15 protein-coding genes are annotated in these 16850 nt (G+C 69.2%); 7 read left to right on the top strand and 8 right to left on the bottom strand.

Annotated elements, in window-relative coordinates; all coding sequences use genetic code 11:
- The first annotated feature begins 2 nt into the window (after positions 1 to 2).
- Positions 3 to 731, top strand: coding sequence for an SMI1/KNR4 family protein (locus DAT35_RS60750; RefSeq protein WP_233261539.1), 729 nt, complete (start codon positions 3 to 5; stop codon positions 729 to 731).
- Between the two features lie 246 nt (positions 732 to 977).
- Here DAT35_RS60750 and DAT35_RS61820 read toward each other — a convergent pair whose 3' ends face one another.
- A complete protein-coding gene (locus DAT35_RS61820; RefSeq protein WP_255415185.1) occupies positions 978 to 2546 on the bottom strand; it encodes a kelch repeat-containing protein in 1569 nt (522 codons plus the stop codon).
- Positions 2547 to 2660: 114 nt separating this feature from the next.
- Between DAT35_RS61820 and DAT35_RS18315 the strand changes: the two genes are divergently transcribed.
- From DAT35_RS18315 to DAT35_RS18325, 3 genes are all read left to right on the top strand, one after another.
- On the top strand, positions 2661 to 4202 hold the full coding sequence (locus tag DAT35_RS18315) for a HAMP domain-containing sensor histidine kinase (protein ID WP_108068305.1): 1542 nt from the start codon (positions 2661 to 2663) through the stop codon (positions 4200 to 4202).
- The gene (locus DAT35_RS18320) at positions 4199 to 5491 is read left to right on the top strand and encodes a pitrilysin family protein (RefSeq protein WP_108068306.1); all 1293 of its coding nucleotides are present in this window, start codon (positions 4199 to 4201) and stop codon (positions 5489 to 5491) included. The genes DAT35_RS18315 and DAT35_RS18320 overlap by 4 nt, the downstream gene beginning before the upstream one ends.
- 238 nt (positions 5492 to 5729) lie before the next feature.
- The gene (locus tag DAT35_RS18325; protein WP_158501766.1) at positions 5730 to 6338 is read left to right on the top strand and encodes a DUF2378 family protein; all 609 of its coding nucleotides are present in this window, start codon (positions 5730 to 5732) and stop codon (positions 6336 to 6338) included.
- A gap of 10 nt (positions 6339 to 6348) precedes the next feature.
- On the opposite strand, the gene rd is transcribed toward DAT35_RS18325, so the two are convergent.
- The gene (gene rd / locus DAT35_RS18330; RefSeq protein WP_108068308.1) at positions 6349 to 6516 is read right to left on the bottom strand and encodes a rubredoxin; all 168 of its coding nucleotides are present in this window, start codon (positions 6514 to 6516) and stop codon (positions 6349 to 6351) included.
- 65 nt (positions 6517 to 6581) lie between these two features.
- Positions 6582 to 7394, bottom strand: a complete 813-nt coding sequence (locus DAT35_RS18335) for an SDR family oxidoreductase (RefSeq protein ID WP_108068309.1) — start codon at positions 7392 to 7394, stop codon at positions 6582 to 6584.
- A gap of 78 nt (positions 7395 to 7472) precedes the next feature.
- On the opposite strand from DAT35_RS18335, the gene DAT35_RS18340 reads away from it, so the two are divergent.
- Positions 7473 to 8435 carry a class I SAM-dependent methyltransferase gene (locus DAT35_RS18340; RefSeq protein WP_108068310.1) on the top strand — a complete coding sequence of 321 codons (963 nt, stop codon included), beginning with the start codon at positions 7473 to 7475 and terminating at the stop codon, positions 8433 to 8435.
- 13 nt (positions 8436 to 8448) lie between these two features.
- Here the strand turns inward: DAT35_RS18340 and DAT35_RS18345 are convergent, their stop codons facing one another.
- On the bottom strand, positions 8449 to 9771 hold the full coding sequence (locus DAT35_RS18345; RefSeq protein ID WP_108068311.1) for a lipopolysaccharide assembly protein LapB: 1323 nt from the start codon (positions 9769 to 9771) through the stop codon (positions 8449 to 8451).
- A 40-nt stretch (positions 9772 to 9811) separates the two neighbouring features.
- Here DAT35_RS18345 and DAT35_RS18350 point away from each other — a divergent pair, with 40 nt between their 5' ends.
- On the top strand, positions 9812 to 10147 hold the full coding sequence (locus DAT35_RS18350; RefSeq protein ID WP_108068312.1) for a hypothetical protein: 336 nt from the start codon (positions 9812 to 9814) through the stop codon (positions 10145 to 10147).
- A gap of 139 nt (positions 10148 to 10286) precedes the next feature.
- The gene (locus DAT35_RS18355; RefSeq protein ID WP_108068313.1) at positions 10287 to 12197 is read left to right on the top strand and encodes a bifunctional acetyl-CoA hydrolase/transferase family protein/GNAT family N-acetyltransferase; all 1911 of its coding nucleotides are present in this window, start codon (positions 10287 to 10289) and stop codon (positions 12195 to 12197) included.
- A gap of 93 nt (positions 12198 to 12290) precedes the next feature.
- On the opposite strand, the gene DAT35_RS18360 is transcribed toward DAT35_RS18355, so the two are convergent.
- From DAT35_RS18360 to dapF, 4 genes are all read right to left on the bottom strand, one after another.
- Complete coding sequence (locus DAT35_RS18360; RefSeq protein WP_158501767.1) at positions 12291 to 12476, bottom strand: hypothetical protein; 186 nt, start codon at positions 12474 to 12476, stop codon at positions 12291 to 12293.
- A 107-nt stretch (positions 12477 to 12583) separates the two neighbouring features.
- Positions 12584 to 14080: a DUF4388 domain-containing protein gene (locus tag DAT35_RS18365; protein ID WP_108068315.1), complete on the bottom strand. Its 1497-nt coding sequence runs from the start codon at positions 14078 to 14080 to the stop codon at positions 12584 to 12586.
- A gap of 18 nt (positions 14081 to 14098) precedes the next feature.
- A complete protein-coding gene (locus DAT35_RS18370; RefSeq protein WP_108068316.1) occupies positions 14099 to 15949 on the bottom strand; it encodes a response regulator in 1851 nt (616 codons plus the stop codon).
- A gap of 38 nt (positions 15950 to 15987) precedes the next feature.
- A complete protein-coding gene (dapF, locus tag DAT35_RS18375; RefSeq protein ID WP_108068317.1) occupies positions 15988 to 16842 on the bottom strand; it encodes a diaminopimelate epimerase in 855 nt (284 codons plus the stop codon).
- Positions 16843 to 16850 lie beyond the last annotated feature (8 nt).

Genomic DNA, 16850 nt, shown 5'->3' on the forward strand with positions numbered 1-16850 from the left:
AGATGGAAGAACTGCTCCTGAGAATCGAGCCAGAACTCGCGGACCAGTGGCAGGGGGCGACTCCCGACATGATCGAGAAGATCGAGCGGCTTGCTGGTCACCCTTTGCCTCCATTCTATCGCTGGTTCCTAAGTCGCATGGGTAAGAGCATGGGGGCTCTGGCCTATCCGACTGTAGACTTCTCAGCGCAACGCGTGCTCGCCTGCTACGCCGAGAAGTTGGTCATGCCCGACCCCCGATTCTTGCTCATCGGATATGAATCCAATGAGATGATGCCTCTGCATGTCTTTTACGATTTCGATGCGCCGGCTCGAGAGGACGCCCTGGTGACGGAACGTTACGCCAAGGGAGGTGAACTTTACGACAGCTTCGAGACTTTGCGCGAAATGTTAGCATGGGGTGCGCTCTTGAAGTTCAGGGTCAACAAGATGCCGCAACAGTGTGAGGGCGTTCTCTCCAGCGATGATCCAGATCTCCTCTCACACCTCGATCCGCTGATGAGTAGTCTTGGGTTCACCAAGCCGATTCCCACCGGGCCTCGCTGTGGCCTTTACGAGCGGCACGATTCGGTCCTGATATGCTCGCGTACGCCGAGGGAAGAACTTATCGGCAATCAGGCCTTCACGCTCGGTGGACGCGACTCGGGAGTTCTCAGAAAGATTCTGGGCAGGATCACAACCGAGTCCTCGCTAGAGGTCGAAGTCGACGAGTGGACGCCAGCGCTCCGATGAAACGTCAGCTGTGCCCATGTTCCAGGGTTTATAAATCACCCGGCAGCAACGCTCGAAAATCCACTTGATTTCGGGCATTTGGCCAATGCCAACGGTTGGTGACTTACGTTCTCTGGAACATTGCAAACCGCTGGCGCGGTGGAGAAAACCAGCGGCGGAAGGAAACGCCCAAGAATTCCAAGCGCTGACTCTGGGACCGAACGCAGCTCCGGGCATCGACCCTCCCCAAGAGGTGAAGAGGACCTGTCAGTCCAGCGGTACTGGCGTGTAGATGAACAGGTCCCCCAGTGTCGTCTGCCGGACCCCGTTGTCGTCCAGGCCGCCCACCACGAGCACCGAGCCGTCCTCCAGCACCGTGCACGTGTGCTGGTGACGCTCCCGCTCCAGCGGCTTCAACCCGAGCAGCGCCGTCGGGCCACCTTCCTTCCCGGGGACGAGCATCTCCACATGCGGGTCACTCACGAGCCCACTCGTGCTGGACCCCAGCCCTCCCAGGGTCATCACCCGCCCATCCGGCAGCGCCACCGCGCACAGGTTGCTCCGGGCGAACACCTGGGGCCCCGCCGTCACCTGTGAGTCGCTCGCGGAAATGATCTCCGAGGAGGCCAGGAGCCTCACGTCCTCCACGCGGCCGGGCGAGTCGTAGCCCCCCAGGTACGCCAGCCGCTCCGGCCCACCGAATGGCACGAGCGCCCCGTCGCGCCGGGGCTCCCGCAGCCGTGCGCCCTCGCCCACCGGAACGAAGCTGCCTCCCTCGTACCCGAAGAACAGCACCTCCGGGCGCAACTCCGTCCCATCCCAGCCCCCCACCACGGCGATGCGCCGCCCCTCCTGCACCGCCATCACCCCCATGCCCACCCGGGGCACCCGCGTGCTCACGGAGAACCCCTGGCCCGTCGTGCTGTCGTAGCCCTCGGCCTCCGACACCACCGCCCCCCCCTCCCCCACTCCCCCGACGAGCAGCACCCGCCCGCCCGAGTCCACCGCCGCCGCGTGGTGGCTGCGCGCCACCTTCAACTCCACCGCCGTGGACGTCCCCTGGGCCACGTCCAGCACCCGGGCATTCCGCATGGGCAACGTCCCCTCCGCCGACACCGCCTCGCCTCCCGCCACCAGCACCTTGCCTCCCGGCAGCCGCGTCGCGGTGTGGAATGCCCTCGGCGAGCCCAACCCCAGCCCCTGCTCCAGCGCGCCCGTCACCGGATCGAAGAGCTCCGTCGAGGACAGCGTCGTGCTGTCCCCGTTCAGGTCGAGCTGGATGCCTCCGGCCAGCAGCACCCGCCCGTCCTCCAGCAGCGTCGCGGTGTGCCCCGCCCGGGGCTCCGCGAGCGTCACGCACGCATCATTCGCCCCGCCCGGCCTCACATACTCGTCCACACGGCGCACCGCGACGCGCACCGTCGGGCGGCCCTCGTCCGCCGACTCCGGCACGTCGAAGGGATGCGAGCGCCCCACGGACACCACGCGGCCTCCCGCTCCAGGCAGGTCCGTGTAGCCGCGCACCTCCAGCACCCGACCCTTCCCCGAGGGGACCTCCGGCGGCTCCACCCGGCCCGGCTCCACCAGGACGTAGCGCTCCACGGGCTCCATCCCCACGCCGGTGACTCGGAAGCGCAGGTAACGCACCCCCTCCAGGGCCGGCGTCCCCGAGCACGCCTCCGTGCGGAGTTCCACCCCGTAGAGCCCCTCCCTCGGCCCACAGCCAGCGAGGAGCCCCATCGCCACCACCCAGGCCTTCCAGCCTGGCGACCGGGCCCTGCCCTGTCCGATGCCCCACCCGGCGGGCAAGGTCCACCCGTTGATACTCCGCCCCATGGCGTTCCCCTTTTGCGGTTTCCGGCCACGGCTCAGCCAAAGATGGCTTGCGCTCGGACCGCCGCGAGCGTAGCGATGCCCTCTGGCCGTGGTCAACGCGGCCCCTGTCCCCGAATGAAGCTCTCGCTCGCCACCCGCATCTTCCTCGGTTACGCGGTGGTGCTCGTCACCTTCGGCGCCGTGTCCCTGTTCAGCGTGGCCGAGCTCCATCGCAACCGCCTGGAGATCCGCTTGGTGAGCCAGGGCTACCTGCAGCTCTCCCAGGACGCCGCCACGCTCGAGTCCATCCACGCCAATCAGGAGCGGGACACCGAGCGGTTGCTCGAGGAGGGCAGCGTGGAGACGCGGCGGGCCCTCATCCGGCTCGCCCGGGTGTACCTGCCTACCCCCATGGAGCGGTTGCGGGCCGCCCAGGAACGGACCCGCGAGATGCGCGCCCTGGTCCCCGCGGGCGAGGTGCAGATCGTCATCCAGGAGCTGGAGTCGCGCTTCGGCGAGCTCGCCAACCGCTACCAGTCCTACGGCCGGGCGGCCGAGGCCGTCTTCACGGTGCTCTCCAGCGAGAGCCCCGCCACGGAGGAGGTGTCCCGCGCCACCGCCGAGCTGCGTCAGCATCAGGCCTCCATCGGCAGCGACATCCACCGCCTGCGCGCCGCCCTCAGCAACCGCATCCGCGAGCGCGTGGACGGGGCCGAGGACCGCGAGCGGCGCACGGGCCTGGCCATCATCACCCTGTCCGTGCTGGCCATCGGCGTGGGTCTGGGCGCCACCGCCTGGTCCGCCCGCACGCTGCGCCCGGTGCGCACCCTCATCGAGGGCGTGTCGCGCATCGGCCGCGGCGACTACAGCGCGCAGCTCGGCGTGCGCGGCGACGACGAGGTGGCGGTGCTCGCCCGCAGCTTCGATGCCATGGCCCGCTCGCTCCAGGCGCGCGAGGCCCAGCTGAAGGCCCAGGCCGAGGCCCTCATGCGCGCCGAGCAGCTCGCCGCCGTGGGCCGCATCTCCGCCCAGGTCGCCCACGAGGTACGCAACCCCCTATCCTCCATCGGCCTCAACGTGGAGCTGATGCAGGACGCCTTCGAGCGCGCCACCTTCGAGTCCCCGGCCGATGCCCGCGAGGCGCGCGAGCTGCTCGCCGCCGTCACCCGCGAGGTGGACCGGCTCACCGAGGTGACGGAGCAGTACCTGCGCATGGCCCGCCCGCCCAGGCCCAGCCTCGAGCCCACCGACGTCACCGAGGTGCTCGCCAGCGTGCTGGACTTCTCTCGCGAGGAGCTGGAGCGCGCCCACGTGGAGGTGGTGCGCGAGCTCACCCCGGACACGCCTCGCGCCCTGGCCGACGAGGGCCAGCTGCGCCAGGTGTTCCTCAACCTGCTGCGCAACGCCCGCGAGGCCATGCCCGACGGCGGCCGGCTCACCATCGCCACGCGCGTCCTCGAGCGCGAGCTGGAGGTCGCCCTCCAGGACACCGGCCGCGGCATGAGCGAGGCCGTGCGCTCGCGCATCTTCGAACCCTTCTTCTCCACCAAGGAAGACGGCACGGGGCTGGGCCTCGCCGTCTGCCAGCAGATCCTCAAGGCCCATGGCGGCGAGCTCTCGTGTCAGAGCGAGTCCGGCCAGGGCACCACCTTCTTCGTCAGGCTTCCCCGCGCATGAGCTTCACCTACCACCGCGACGTCCTGCCCAACGGCCTGCGCGTCGTCACCGTCGAGACCCCGCACCTGCACACCGCCCTGCTCGCGGTGTACGTGCGCACCGGCAGCCGCCACGAGACGGCCGCCAACAACGGCGTCAGCCACTTCCTGGAGCACCTCTTCTTCCGCGGCACCGAGGGCTGGCCGGATACCGTCAAGATGAACACCGCCGTGGAGGAGGTGGGCGGCAACCTCAACGGCGTCACCACCCGGGACCACGGCTACTACTACACCCCCCTGCACCCGGCGCACCTGGACGTGGGCCTGGCCATCATCGGCGACATGCTCACCCGACCCCGCCTCACCGACATGGAGGTGGAGCGCAACATCATCCTCGAGGAGATGCTCGACGAGGTGGACGAGAAGGGCCGGGACATCGACATCGACAACCTGTCCAAGCGCGTGCTCTTCCCCGAGCACCCCCTGGCCTTCAAGATCGCCGGCACGAGCGAGTCCGTCTCGCGCCTCACCCACGAGCAGATTCGCGAGCACTTCGCTCGCCACTACGTCACCGGCAACCTGGTGGTGACGGCCGCGGGCCGGGTGAAGCGCGACGAGGTGCTCGCGATGGTGGAGCGCCACTTCGCGCGGCTGCCCCAGGGACCCGAGAGCCTCGACATCCCACCGCCCTCCACCCCCGCCGGGCCCCGCCTCCACATCGTCACCCATGACGAGTCCCAGACGGAGTTCCGCCTGAGCTTCCGCACCGTCCCCGAGCACCACGAGGACTGGCCCGCCCTGCAACTGCTGCGGCGCTTCCTGGATGACGGGCTGTCCTCGCGGCTGCCGTTTGAAATCGTGGAGAAGCGCGGGCTCGCCTATTCGGTGCATGCCTCGCTGGAGGCCTTCCACGACGCGGGCATCTTCGAGATCGAAGCCGCGAGCGCCCCGGAGCGGGCCTCGCTGGTGGTGGCGGAGACGTTCCGCGTGCTGGGCGAGCTGTGCGGCACGGAGGTGAGCGAGGAGGAGCTGAACCGCGCCAAGCGGCGGCACCGGATGTTGCTGGAGTTCTCCCAGGACTCGCCGGGCGAGCTGGCCGGATGGTTCGGCGGCACGGAGCTGTTCCGCCGGCCCGAGTCCTTCGGCCTGCGCGCGGACCTGGTGGACGCAACGAGCGCGGCCCGGGTGCGCGAGGTGGCCCGGCGCTACTTCGCCCGGGAGAACCTCACCGTGGTGGCCGTGGGCCAGCGCAAGGGCATCAAGGCCCTGGAGAAGGTGGTCGACACCGCCGAGGGGCTCCCGACCCGCTGACTTCCACTTTCTCAAACTCAAAGAACACATCGTTGACAGGGAGATCCCCGCTCATCGAGGCTCTCCCCGAGACGTCGTCCGGGAGGCACGAGAAGAACCCACCTCGGGAGTCAACTTCCGAGGCATCAAATGCCCGGAGAAGGTGATAGATGCCCATCGCCGAGGGGCGACCCAGCCCCGACGCTCGTCGCGGACGATGGGGCTCCGAGCGGAGCCTCCTTCGCTCCAGGGATGCTCGATGATGACCGCTGTCGCACCCCGGAAGGAACCCGTCATCTTCAGCCAGGTGGTGGAAGCGCTCTTCAAGCACGCCATCAAGAGGGAACGGTTCGACGAGAGCACCCGGAAGCGCCTCAAGACGATCGGCATCGACCTGGACCAGCCCTTCCTGGTCGCCTACTCCATTCCCACCTGGTTCGCCGCCATCAACGTCTGTGCCGAGGTCCTCCACCCGGACCTCCCCAGCGAACAGGCCCGCTACCGGCTCGGCCGCCAGCTGGTGGATGGCTACGGGCAGACCACCATGGGCCGGGCCGTGTTCGCGATGCTCCGGATGCTCGGCTGGGAGCGGTCGCTGACGCGCATCTCCCGAGGGCTCCAGTCCGGGACCAACTACCTGGCGGCCCGGACCCGCTTCCTGGATGAAAACACCCTCGAGATGATCTTCGAGGTCATCCCCGAGTTCCACACCGCCCTCGGTCCGCAGCCTGGGATCGATCCGTACTTCATGAACGGCACGATGGACGGGATGATGGCACTGGTCGGCGCGCCGTTCGCGGGAGGCGAGCTGCAGCCCCTCGAGCCCGGCGCCCAGCACGTCGTCTACGTCCTGCGCCGCAAGGGCTGAGCCTACGGGCTCACGCGTCCAGGGGCTCGAAGTCGGCCTTGGTCGCGCCGCACTGGGGGCAGTACCAGTTGTCCGGAATCTTCTCGAAGGGAGTTCCCGGCGGGATGCCAGAGTCGGGATCGCCCTCGGCCGGGTCGTAGATGTGCTCGCAGACGGTGCAGCGGTAACGCTTGTTCATACCGTTCATCTACCCTGTTCCCACCGGCCCCGCCCACCCTCTTGCGTCCATTGGAGCCCCAACGCTCAGCGCTCGCTCGCGTTCAGGTAACGGGTGATGCGCAGCTTCAGCGCCAACGGCGTGAGCGGCATGAACCAGGCGCCCAGCCGGTTGATGACGCCGGGCACCACCACCGCCTTGCCTCGTACCAGGGCCCGGTAGCCCGCCTCGGCCACGTGCCGCGCGTCCCCACTCCCGAGCGGTCCACTGAAGAGACGGGGCCGCTGGTGCTCGGCCGCCCGCGCGGCGAACTCCGTCTCGGTGTACCCCGGACACAGGGCCGTCACCGTCACCCCCCGGCCCCTCAGCTCCTCGTGGAGTGCGGCGGAGAAGGACAACACGTATGCCTTGGTGGCGTAGTACACGGACATGAACGGGCCAGGCTGGAAGGCCGCCGTCGACGCCACGTTGAGCACGTACCCGCGCCGCCTCGCCACCATCCCCGGGATGACCTCGCGGGTCAGCGAGGTGAGCGCCCGGATGTTGAGATCGAGCATCTCCAACTGCTGTCCGGCCGGTAGCTCGTCGAAGGGCCCCGCCAACCCGAAGCCGGCGTTGTTCACCAGCACCTCGACGTCGAGCTGGCGCTCCTTCACCTCGCGCATCACCGTGGCCACGCCCTCGGGCGCACCGAGGTCCGCCCCCACCACCACCGAGGGTGTCCCATGGGCCTGCTGGAGCTGCTCCGCCAGCACCCTCATGGGTTCGGTGCGCCGGGCCACCAGCACCAGCGCGTAGCCCTCGCGCGCCAGGATCGCCGCCAGCTCCCGGCCGATGCCGCTGGAAGCGCCCGTCACCATTGCATACCTGCGCGCCTGCGCCTGAACGATGCTCTCCATCACGCCACGCTTCCAAGAGAGCGAGCCCGGCGTCAATGGCCATGGAGAACTCCAGGGGTGTACCCTGAGGGTCACACCATGAAACCCTCCCCCATCGATTGGCGTGCGCGCCTGGAAGCGTGTGGATTCGAAGGGGCGCAGTACGTGCCTCCCACGTTCGGGGCGCAGGTGCTGTGGTCCTGGAGGGAGCCCCTGGCCGCCGAGGCGGCGCTGCGCGAGCAGCTCGAGCAGCAGCCGGAGGACAAGGATGCCCTGAAGACGCTGATCTCCATCCTCCGGGAGACCGGGCGTGCCAGCGAGGAGGCGCCACTCCGGCGCCAGCTCCACGAGCGGCGCTGCCGCGACCTGGGAGTCCCCGAAGCGCAACGGAACGAGGTAGTCGCCTACCTCGAGGCGGCCGAGACCGGGAGCGCGCCACCGGAGCGCTCGTCGGACGCCTATGTCACCGCGCTGTTCGATGTCTACGCGCCGAGCTTCGATGACAGCCTGCGCGGCTTCCTGGCCTACCGCGCGCCCGAGCGGCTCATGGACGCGGTGCGCGCCGCGCTCGGTGGACGGAGGGAGCTCGACGTGCTCGACCTGGGCTGTGGAACCGGGCTGGCCGGTCCACTCCTGAGACCCCTGGCGCGGCGGCTGGAGGGCATCGACCTCTCGACGGGCATGCTGGCCAAGGCAAGCGAGCGCGGCGTCTACGATGCGCTGCGCGCCGGGGAGATCACCTCGGAGCTCGGAGCCGCCACGACGCTCCATGACCTCATCGTCGCCGTGGATGTACTGGTCTACTTCGGAGCGCTGGAGGTGCTCTTCGAGCGAGCGGCCCGGCGGCTCGCGCCCGGAGGCCTGTTCGCCTTCACCGTGGAGAAGGGAACCGAGCCCGGTTACCGGCTCCAGCCGAGCGCGCGCTATGCGCACCACCTCGACTACGTGCGCAGCTGCGCCCATGCGGCGGGCCTGCGCGCGGTGGTGGAGCACGAGGACACCCTGCGCAGACAGGCGGGTCAGCCGGTCATCGGCCACGTGGTGGTGCTGACCGGAACCTGAGCCGCCACGTGGCTCAGCGCCGACCGCCGCGGATGATGAGGGGCCCGGAGGCCTTCTTCCGGGGCAGTGCCTTCTTCAGCGCCTTCTGGATGTCCAGGTACTGGAAGTTGGTCGCGTCCTGCTTGAGCGCCTCGGCGATGAGCTTCAGCCCCCGTTCGGGCTTCGTCCGGAGCTGTGCGTACAGGTCGGCGAGCGCCACCTTCTCCTCCAGCGAGGCCTCCCCCGTGTCGACGAGCCGCTCCAGGGTGACCATGGCCTCCGGGTTCTCACCGGCCTGCTGTTGCAGGCGCCACAGGCGCGCGAGCGCTGGCGCGAAGCGGGGATTCTCGTTGAGGGCGTAGCCGTACTCATCCTTCGCGCGCTTCACGTCCCCCTGGACTTCCTGCACGCGGCCCCGGACGTAGAGGGCGCGAGCACAGTCCGGCTGCGCCTTCAGCGCCTGCTCCACCCGAGCCAGCGCATCGGCCTTGTTCCCCTGCGCCAGCTTCGTCTCGGCGAGCCGGGCGATGAGGTCTCCGTTCTGCGGGAACTTGGACACCGCCTCGGTGAGCAGGGCATCCGCGTCCGCGTGGCGCCCGAGCATCGTGAGCACCCGCGCCCGCAACGAGACGATCTCCGGCTTCGAGGCGTCCTCGCCCTGGACCTGCGCCAGGTCCTGCTCGGCGTACTCCGCATAGCCGCTCTGGAGGAAGTAGCGGGCGCGCAGAATCCGCGCCGTCGTGAGCCCCGGCTGCTCCTCCAGGAGCCGATCCATCAGCTTCGCGGCGAGCACCTCGTCGCCCTTGGCCAGGAGGATCTCCGCCTCCACCACCTTGGCGTCCACGTCGTCCGGGCGCTCGCGCTGGATGCGCTCCAGCGTCTTGAAGGCGGCGTCGTGCTGGCCGTTCATCGTCTGCAGGTGGGCCAGCTTGAGGATGTCCAGGTCACCGAGTTGATCCGCCTCGCGCAGCTCCAGCAGGAGGCCGATGGCCTGGCGCAGCAGCCCGTCCTGCTCGTAGCGCTCGGCCAGCTTGCGCTTGATGTCGGGGGCCTCGGCGGGGTTGAGGGCCATGGCCTGCTTGAGGGCCAGGATGGACGCGCCCGTGTTGCCCGCCCGGCGATGGGCCTCGGCGAGCTGGATGAGGGGCTCGGTGCGATCGGGCATCAGACCGGCGGCCTCACCGAAGGCCTTCGCGGCCTGCTGGGGATGCCCGCCGGCCAGGAGGTCACGGCCCTCGTCCATCTTCGCCTGGATCTTCTGCTCGCGAGTCTGGACGGAGAGCGTCTCCGGGTCCTTGCAGGCGAGCGGGAGCAACAGTGGTAGGGCCCAGAGCGGGCGAGGAAGTTTGAAATGCATCGCTGAGATGGAGGGTAGCGGATGTTATCCTGCGGCGTCGATGGACCCATTCGTGCGGCGCCTCGTGGAGAGGCTCCATGACCCGGCGCGACCCCTGTCGCGCAACCGGCACTTCCACACGTTCGACACCCCCGAGGGTCGGATGGCGCTGAAGGTGTATCGCCGGCTGAACAGCATCCACAAGGACATCCTCGCCTGCGTGAAGGAGGGCCGGCGCGCCCGGCTCTTCCGCCACGTCAACGAGGAGGGCGAGCACCGCATCGAGCTGCACTTCGAGCGGATCGCCGGACGCCGTGTCTCCCACCTCAAGGCCGCCGAGCTGGAGCTGCTCGCCCAGCTCCCGGGCGTGCGCGACGCGCTCGAGGGGGACCTCTAGCCCCCTGCCCTCCAGAAGCCCGGCGCGCACGGGTTGCGCGGGGTGCCCTCCCAGGGCGCACGGGTTGCGTCGGCTGACACCTCCGCCCCCCGGCACCACCGTTGGAACGAAGGCTGCTAGCGGCGGGACGGGAGGGTTCATGAACGAACAGGACTGGCAGGCGCGGTACGCGGACAAGGTGACGACGGCGGAGGAGGCCATCCGCCAGATTCCCCGGGGGCGGCGCATCCTCATCGGCTCGGGGGCAGCCGAGCCCGTGAGCCTCGTCAAGGCCATGGTGGAGAAGGGCGAGCACCTGGCCGACAACGAGGTGGTGCACCTGATGACGCTGGGCCCGGCCCCCTACGTGGAGCCCGAGTACCAGCACCGCTTCCGGCACATCGCCTTCTTCATCGGCGCCAACACGCGCAAGGCGGTGCAGGAGGGCCGGGCGGACTTCATGCCGGTGTTCCTCTCGGAGATTCCCGAGCTCATCCGCAGCCAGCGCGTCCGGGTGGACGTGGTCCTCCTCCAGGTGAGCCCGCCGGACGCGCACGGCTACGTGAGCCTGGGCGTGTCGGTGGACGTGGTGCGCTCGGCGGTGGAGGCGGCCTCGCTGCTCATCGCCGAGGTCAACCCGCGCATGCCGCGCACGCATGGGGACTCGTTCGTCCACGTGAGCCGCCTGCACCGACTGGTGCCGGTGGACCAGCCGCTCCTGGAGCGTCCCCACGAGGAGCAGGACGCGGTGTCCCAAGAGATTGGCACCCACATCGCCCGGCTGATTCCGGATGGGGCCACGCTGCAACTGGGCATTGGCAGGATTCCGGACGCGGTGCTGGCGCAGCTCACGCACCACAAGGACTTGGGGCTGCACACGGAGATGATGTCCGACGGGGTGATGGAGCTGGTGGAGGCGGGGGTGATGACGGGGCGCAGGAAGACGCTGCTGCCGGGCAAGCTGGTGACGTCCTTCATCATGGGCACCCGGAAGCTGTACGAGTGGGTGCACGAGAACCCGGCCATCGAGATGCGGCCGAGCGACTTCACCAACGACCCGGGAGTGGTGGCGCGCAACGAGCGGATGGTGGCCATCAACGGGGCGCTGGCGGTGGACCTCACCGGGCAGGTGGCGGCGGACACACTGGGCGGGTGCTTCTTCTCGGGGATTGGCGGACAGGTGGACTTCATCCGGGGCGCGGCGAGGAGCCGGGGCGGCCGGCCCATCATCGCCCTGCCCTCGACGGCGAAGGGCGGCAAGGTGAGCAGGATTCAGGTGGCGCTGGAGGGGGGCACCGGCGTGGTGACGAGCCGCGGCGACGTGCACTACGTGGTGACGGAGTATGGCGTGGCGGACCTGTGGGGGAAGAACATCCGCGAGCGCGCCAAGGCGCTCATCCACATCGCGCACCCGGACTTCCGCGCGGAGCTGATGGCGGCGGCCAAGGAGCGGCGCTGGGTGCTGCCGGACCAGGTAGTGCCCCGCGCGCGCTACCCGTGGACGGAGGAGCGGGTGGAGCGCATCCTCTCCGGGCAGGAGCTGCTCATCCGCCCCACGCGCATCACCGACGAGCGGGCGCTCCAGGATCTGCTGTACGGGCTGAGCGACGACAGTACCTACCGGCGCTTCATGTGCTTCAAGAAGCGCCACCCGCACGAGGAGGTACAGGAGCTCGTCAACCCGGACTTCGAGCAGAACATGGCGCTGGTGGCGTGCGTGCCGGGCACGGACAACGTGGTGGGCGTGGTGCGCTACGACGTGGTGCTCTCGACGGGGCTGGCGGATGTTGCCTTCGTGGTCCGCGACGACTGGCAGGGCAAGGGGGTGGGCACGGCGCTGATGAAGCGCATCCGTGAAGCCGCGCAGGCCCGGGGACTGCCGGGCTTCCAGGCCGACGTGCTGGTGACGAACAAGTCCATGCTCGACGTCTTCCACGAGAGCGGCCTCACCGTGAATGCGCGCCTGGAGAGCGACAGCTACCACCTGGAGTTGCTCTTCCCCACGGGCGACGCCGGGCTCACCGGGCCTACTGCGACACCTGGCAGGACGTCCGCAACTCCTCCACGGTGACCCGCTCCGTGGGTCCCAGCAGCGCATAGAGGGTGATGCGATAGCCCTCGACAGGGGACAGACACACCGTGGTCAGCAACTTCCGGGCGCTACCTATGACAGGCCTCGCAGCAGCACGCTCGCCAGCTCTCCCGAGGCCAGTACGGTGAGCGTATCCGCGAAGGTGAAGGTGACGACCGTGGCCCCCGCTGGGATGACAGGCGCCCGACTCGCGGTGTCTGGGCTCTCCTCCAGGGCCTGGGGAAGGTGTGCATGGGTGTGCCCAATGTCTGGCATCACGCACGAGACTGTCCATGACCCACCAGTCGGGAATCATTGCATGGAAATGACCAGCTTTCCGGTACCCACCGATGGTGGGGCCCGGGGGTCAACGTGTCTGCCTTTGGCTATCCAGCTACGGGCATGGACCGTGGGGCCTGCGGGACGCCAGGCAACAGCGGCGCCGGGTTGAGCGCCAGGATGAGCAAACTGCGCAGCGCTTCCTGGAGATCCTCCCCCACGCTGGTGGCTCCCGCGGGCGCCCCCTGCAATTCCGGCGGGACCGGGTGGCCCACCATCACCACCGGCATGCGGATGTCCCAGGCCAGGAAGTGCGCCAGCTTCACCGCCGCTTCCGAGGCATCGAAGAGCAGCGCGCCCAGCGCTCCCGAGCTGAACGGCCGCCACAACGGCCTCGCGGCCTCCGCCGGAGGCAGCACGCAGAAGTCCAGGTGCAGCAGCTCGCTGAGATCCATCCGCCCCAGCGTCCCAAAGCCACTCTTCACCGCGGGGGGCTCGGCGGCCACGGCCTCGATGCCGGGCAGTTGGGACAGCAGCTTCCGCGCCACCGCCGGGCCGCTGCCACAGACGAAGAGCTTCGCGGTGGCCTCGCGCGACGGCCCCCGGCCCCGGAGGATGCGCCCTCGCAGTGCGTGCAGCTCGGCGGGCCCCAGCAGCGGACCGCTCCCCTCCTCCCGGAGGACCTCGGCCATCCGGGCCACGCCCTTCTGGAGGAGCGTGTGCAACACGCCCACCACATCCAGGTCCGTGGCGGGCGCCAGGTCCAACACCTCTCCGAGCGCCCTCGGTTGGCGCAGCAGCTCCACTACCTGTGCCGTCACCGGATGCTGATCCTGCGTCAGGTCCGCGTCCGGCGAGAGCACCAGCCGGGTGTTGCGCGCCGGCAGCCCCGGCAGCAGCCGGTTCAGCTCGTCCGCCTGGCGCATCGCCTCCAGCAGGGCATCGTCCACGGCGCGCTGGATGCGGGGCTTGCCGCTGGTGGTGCCCGGAGAGAAGGTGAACGAGCCCTCGGTCCACACCAGCAGCCGGAAGAGGGCCTTCTCGCCTTCCGCGCGGCCCATCTTCGCGTTCACCGGGCGGCCTTCCACCACGGAGATCTCCCCGCGCTCGCTGCCCCGCTCCAGCGTCAGCTTGCCGCTGCGCTTGTTCATCCCGAGGATCTGCATCAGGTCCGGGATGCTCAGCTGGCTCAACGAGCCTTCGATCTCCTGGACATCGGCCTTGAGATCCTTGGCCGCCTCGCCGCGGCGGAAGACGTGCTCGATGCGGGAGAGCACCTCGTCGATGTTGAAGGGCTTGCGCAGGAAGCCGTCGCGCAGGCCGCGCAGCTTGTCCGCCTCGAACTGGCCGGTGGAGACCACCACCGGAATGTCATCCGTGCGCGGGTTGGTGCGCAGGATGTTGATGAAGGTGCGCGCGTCCAGCATCCGGCACGCCTCATCGAAGAGGATGAGGTCCGGGTGGCGCAGCACGGCGACTTCCAGGGCGCGCGAGCCATCCGGCGCGTAGTGCACCTGGTAGCCCTTGGTGCGCAGGGCGCGCGAGAGCGGGCGAACCGACTCGAGGTCGGGATCGGCGATGAGGATCTTTCGAACCTGGGCCATGGTCGCTCCCCAACCTTCTCAGTACGGCTGCAGATCGTACTCAGCCTGCAAACGGGTGATGAGCCCATCCACCACGGCGGTGTCCGATGAATGGAAGCCCCAGGTGGCCCCGAGCCCCCGGCGCTGGATGAGCGCGTAGGCGGCGCTCTCCGAGAGCCAGAGGATGAACTCGTGCCGGTTCATCCGGTCGTCTCCCTCCAGGAAGACGGGCGTGAGCGCCGGGTGGGACTCCAGGTCCGAGCGCCGCCCCAGCAGGTAGATGCGCGAGGCCATGTCCGGAGGGGCCGACTCCAACCCCATCGCGATGGGCAGATCCGCGCGGATCTCCGGCCCCCCCACGTACAGCAGCCCGCGCGAGCCCGGATCTCGCATCAACTCGCGGGCGATCTCCGTCTGCAGCTCGTCGAAGAGGACGTCGGACACCTTGCCCCGGCGCGAGGGCTCGGCGTTCTCCTCTATTGGCAGCTTGGGACTGGAGGCATTGCCGAGCAGCAGGTCCACCTCGTCCCAGAAGGGCAGCGTGTCCAGCATCAGCTTGCGCTGCAGGGAGGCGCGCCGCTCGTCCATGCGCCGGCGGCAGCGGTGCACCAGCTCGTCGAAGTCCTCGCCGTCCTTGGGGAAGGTGCTCGCCCCGCCCACCAGCGCCAACGGCAGGCGCGACTCCACCTCCCGCGCCTCCGGCTCCGCGCGCACCGCGTCCAGGGCGCGGCGCACGAACATCATCGCGCCGAAGAAGTCCGTCTCCGGCAGCAGCAGGTAGAACTCCTGGTCGCTCGCCTTGGCGATGACGTCCGAGTCCCGGACGATGCGCGAGAACGCCTTGATGATGCCGCGCACCGCGAGCTTCGCGTCCGCCACGCCCAGGCGCATGCGCACCATGGGCAGGTTGTCCACGCTGAACGTCAGCAGCGAGAACGACCGCCCGTAGCGCCGCGCCTTGTAGATCTCCTTGGAGGCGTAGTCGGTGAAGTAGCTGAGGTTGTAGGCGGCGGTGTCGCGGTCCCGGAGCCCCAGCCGCTGCAATGCCTGGATCCGGCGGCCGTTCTTGACGCCCACCGCGGCCGAGTCACCCAGGATCTTCGCGTAGCGCACGTGCTCGACGCGGAAGTCCCCGCCGAGCGGATCCGACAGCTGCGCCAGGCCCATGATCTCCCCGCTGGTGACGAAGGGGACGTAGAGCACCGGCGAGCGCTCGTCGCGGGCAATCCACGGCGTGGCCTCGCGCAGACGGTTGCCGAGAGGCCCCTCGGGGCTCATGCGATCGGTGAGGAACTGCTTGTCCAGCAGGCCGCGGTAGGCACGGAGGATGAGGTGTCCGCGGTCATCGGTGATCCACAGGGCGGCGCTCTGGGCATCGCAGACGGAGGCGAGCTCGGCGGCCACACGCTCCTGGAGCCACTCGAGGTCCGGCTGGGAGAGGAACTCCAGGCAGCGCTGGTGGAGGTTCTGGTAGCGGGCGAACTCGAAGTTCTCGGTCTGGAGCTGGGTGCGCTCGCGGCGCAGCTGGGCGCGCTCCATGGCGCGCTCGGTGGCCAGCAGCAGGTCCGTCTCGTCGACGGGCTTGGTGAGGACGACGGCCACCCCCGCGCTCAGGGCCATGGCCGAGCCCTTCACGTCCGTGCGCTGGGTGATGAGGATGATTTCCTGATCCGGGTCGCGCTCGCGCAGCTTCGCGGTGAGGCCGAAGCCGTCCATCTCGGGCATCACCAGGTCGGTGATGACCAGGTCGAAGGATTCGCGCCCCACCTCCTCGAGGGCCCGGGCGGCGCTCTCCGCCATGACGACGCGATAGCCCCTCCGGGTGAGGATGTCGGAGGCGAGCTGCCGGAAGAAGTTGTCGTCGTCGACGACGAGGATGGGGCCAGCCACGGCGGAGGACTCAACGAGGGGAGAGTGGACGTCCGAGGTTACCGGCCCGGGAGATCCGGGACAACGCCCGTGAAGACGAAGGCCACGGGGCCCCGGAGGCGGACGTCCGACAGGTCCGAGGGGACACGGATGTGCAGGTCCCCGCCCGGCAGGGTGACGCGCAGCCAGGCATCCGCCGGCAGCCTCTTGGCGAGCACCGCCGCCACGGCGGACGCACAGGCCCCGGTGCCACAGGCCTGGGTGAGGCCACAGCCCCGCTCCCACACCACGACGGTCAGGCCGTCCTTGTCCACCCGGACGAACTCGACGTTGGTGCGCTCCGGGAAGCCGGGGTGCCGCTCCAGATCCGGGCCCAGACGGCCGGCGTCCTCCAGGGGCCGGTCGAGCAGGACCAGGTGCGGATTGCCCATGTTGACGGCGTAGCCGCGCAGCCCGGAGTGGCCGGGCACGGGCGCATCGACGAAGGGCTGACCAGTGGCACCGGAGGGCAGGTTGGCGGCGACGAGCCGCGCGGGCCCCATGGAGAGTTCCACCGAGGCCACCCCATCCACGCCATACCCCGGTGCGCACGAGAGGATCCCGGCCCCCGTCTCCACGTCGACGCGCTCGGGCTTCTCGCCAGAGTTGTCCACGAGATACTTCACGGCGCAGCGCAGGCCGTTGCCGCACATCTCGGCGATGCTGCCATCGGCGTTGTGCACCACCATCCGCGCCATGCCGGCGTCCGAGGGCAGCAGAGAGAGGACCCCGTCCGCGCCAACCCCCTGGCGCCGATCGCAGAGCCACCGCGAGAACTCCGCGTCGATGTCCGCTCCGCTCTGGCGGCGATCCAGCACGATGAAGTCGTTGCCAAGGCCGTGGTACTTGAAGAAGAACTCTGCGCTAGTGCTCATGCTCGTCG

It is taken from the genome of Vitiosangium sp. GDMCC 1.1324 (assembly GCF_003044305.1).
Classification (GTDB): Bacteria; Myxococcota; Myxococcia; order Myxococcales; family Myxococcaceae; genus Archangium.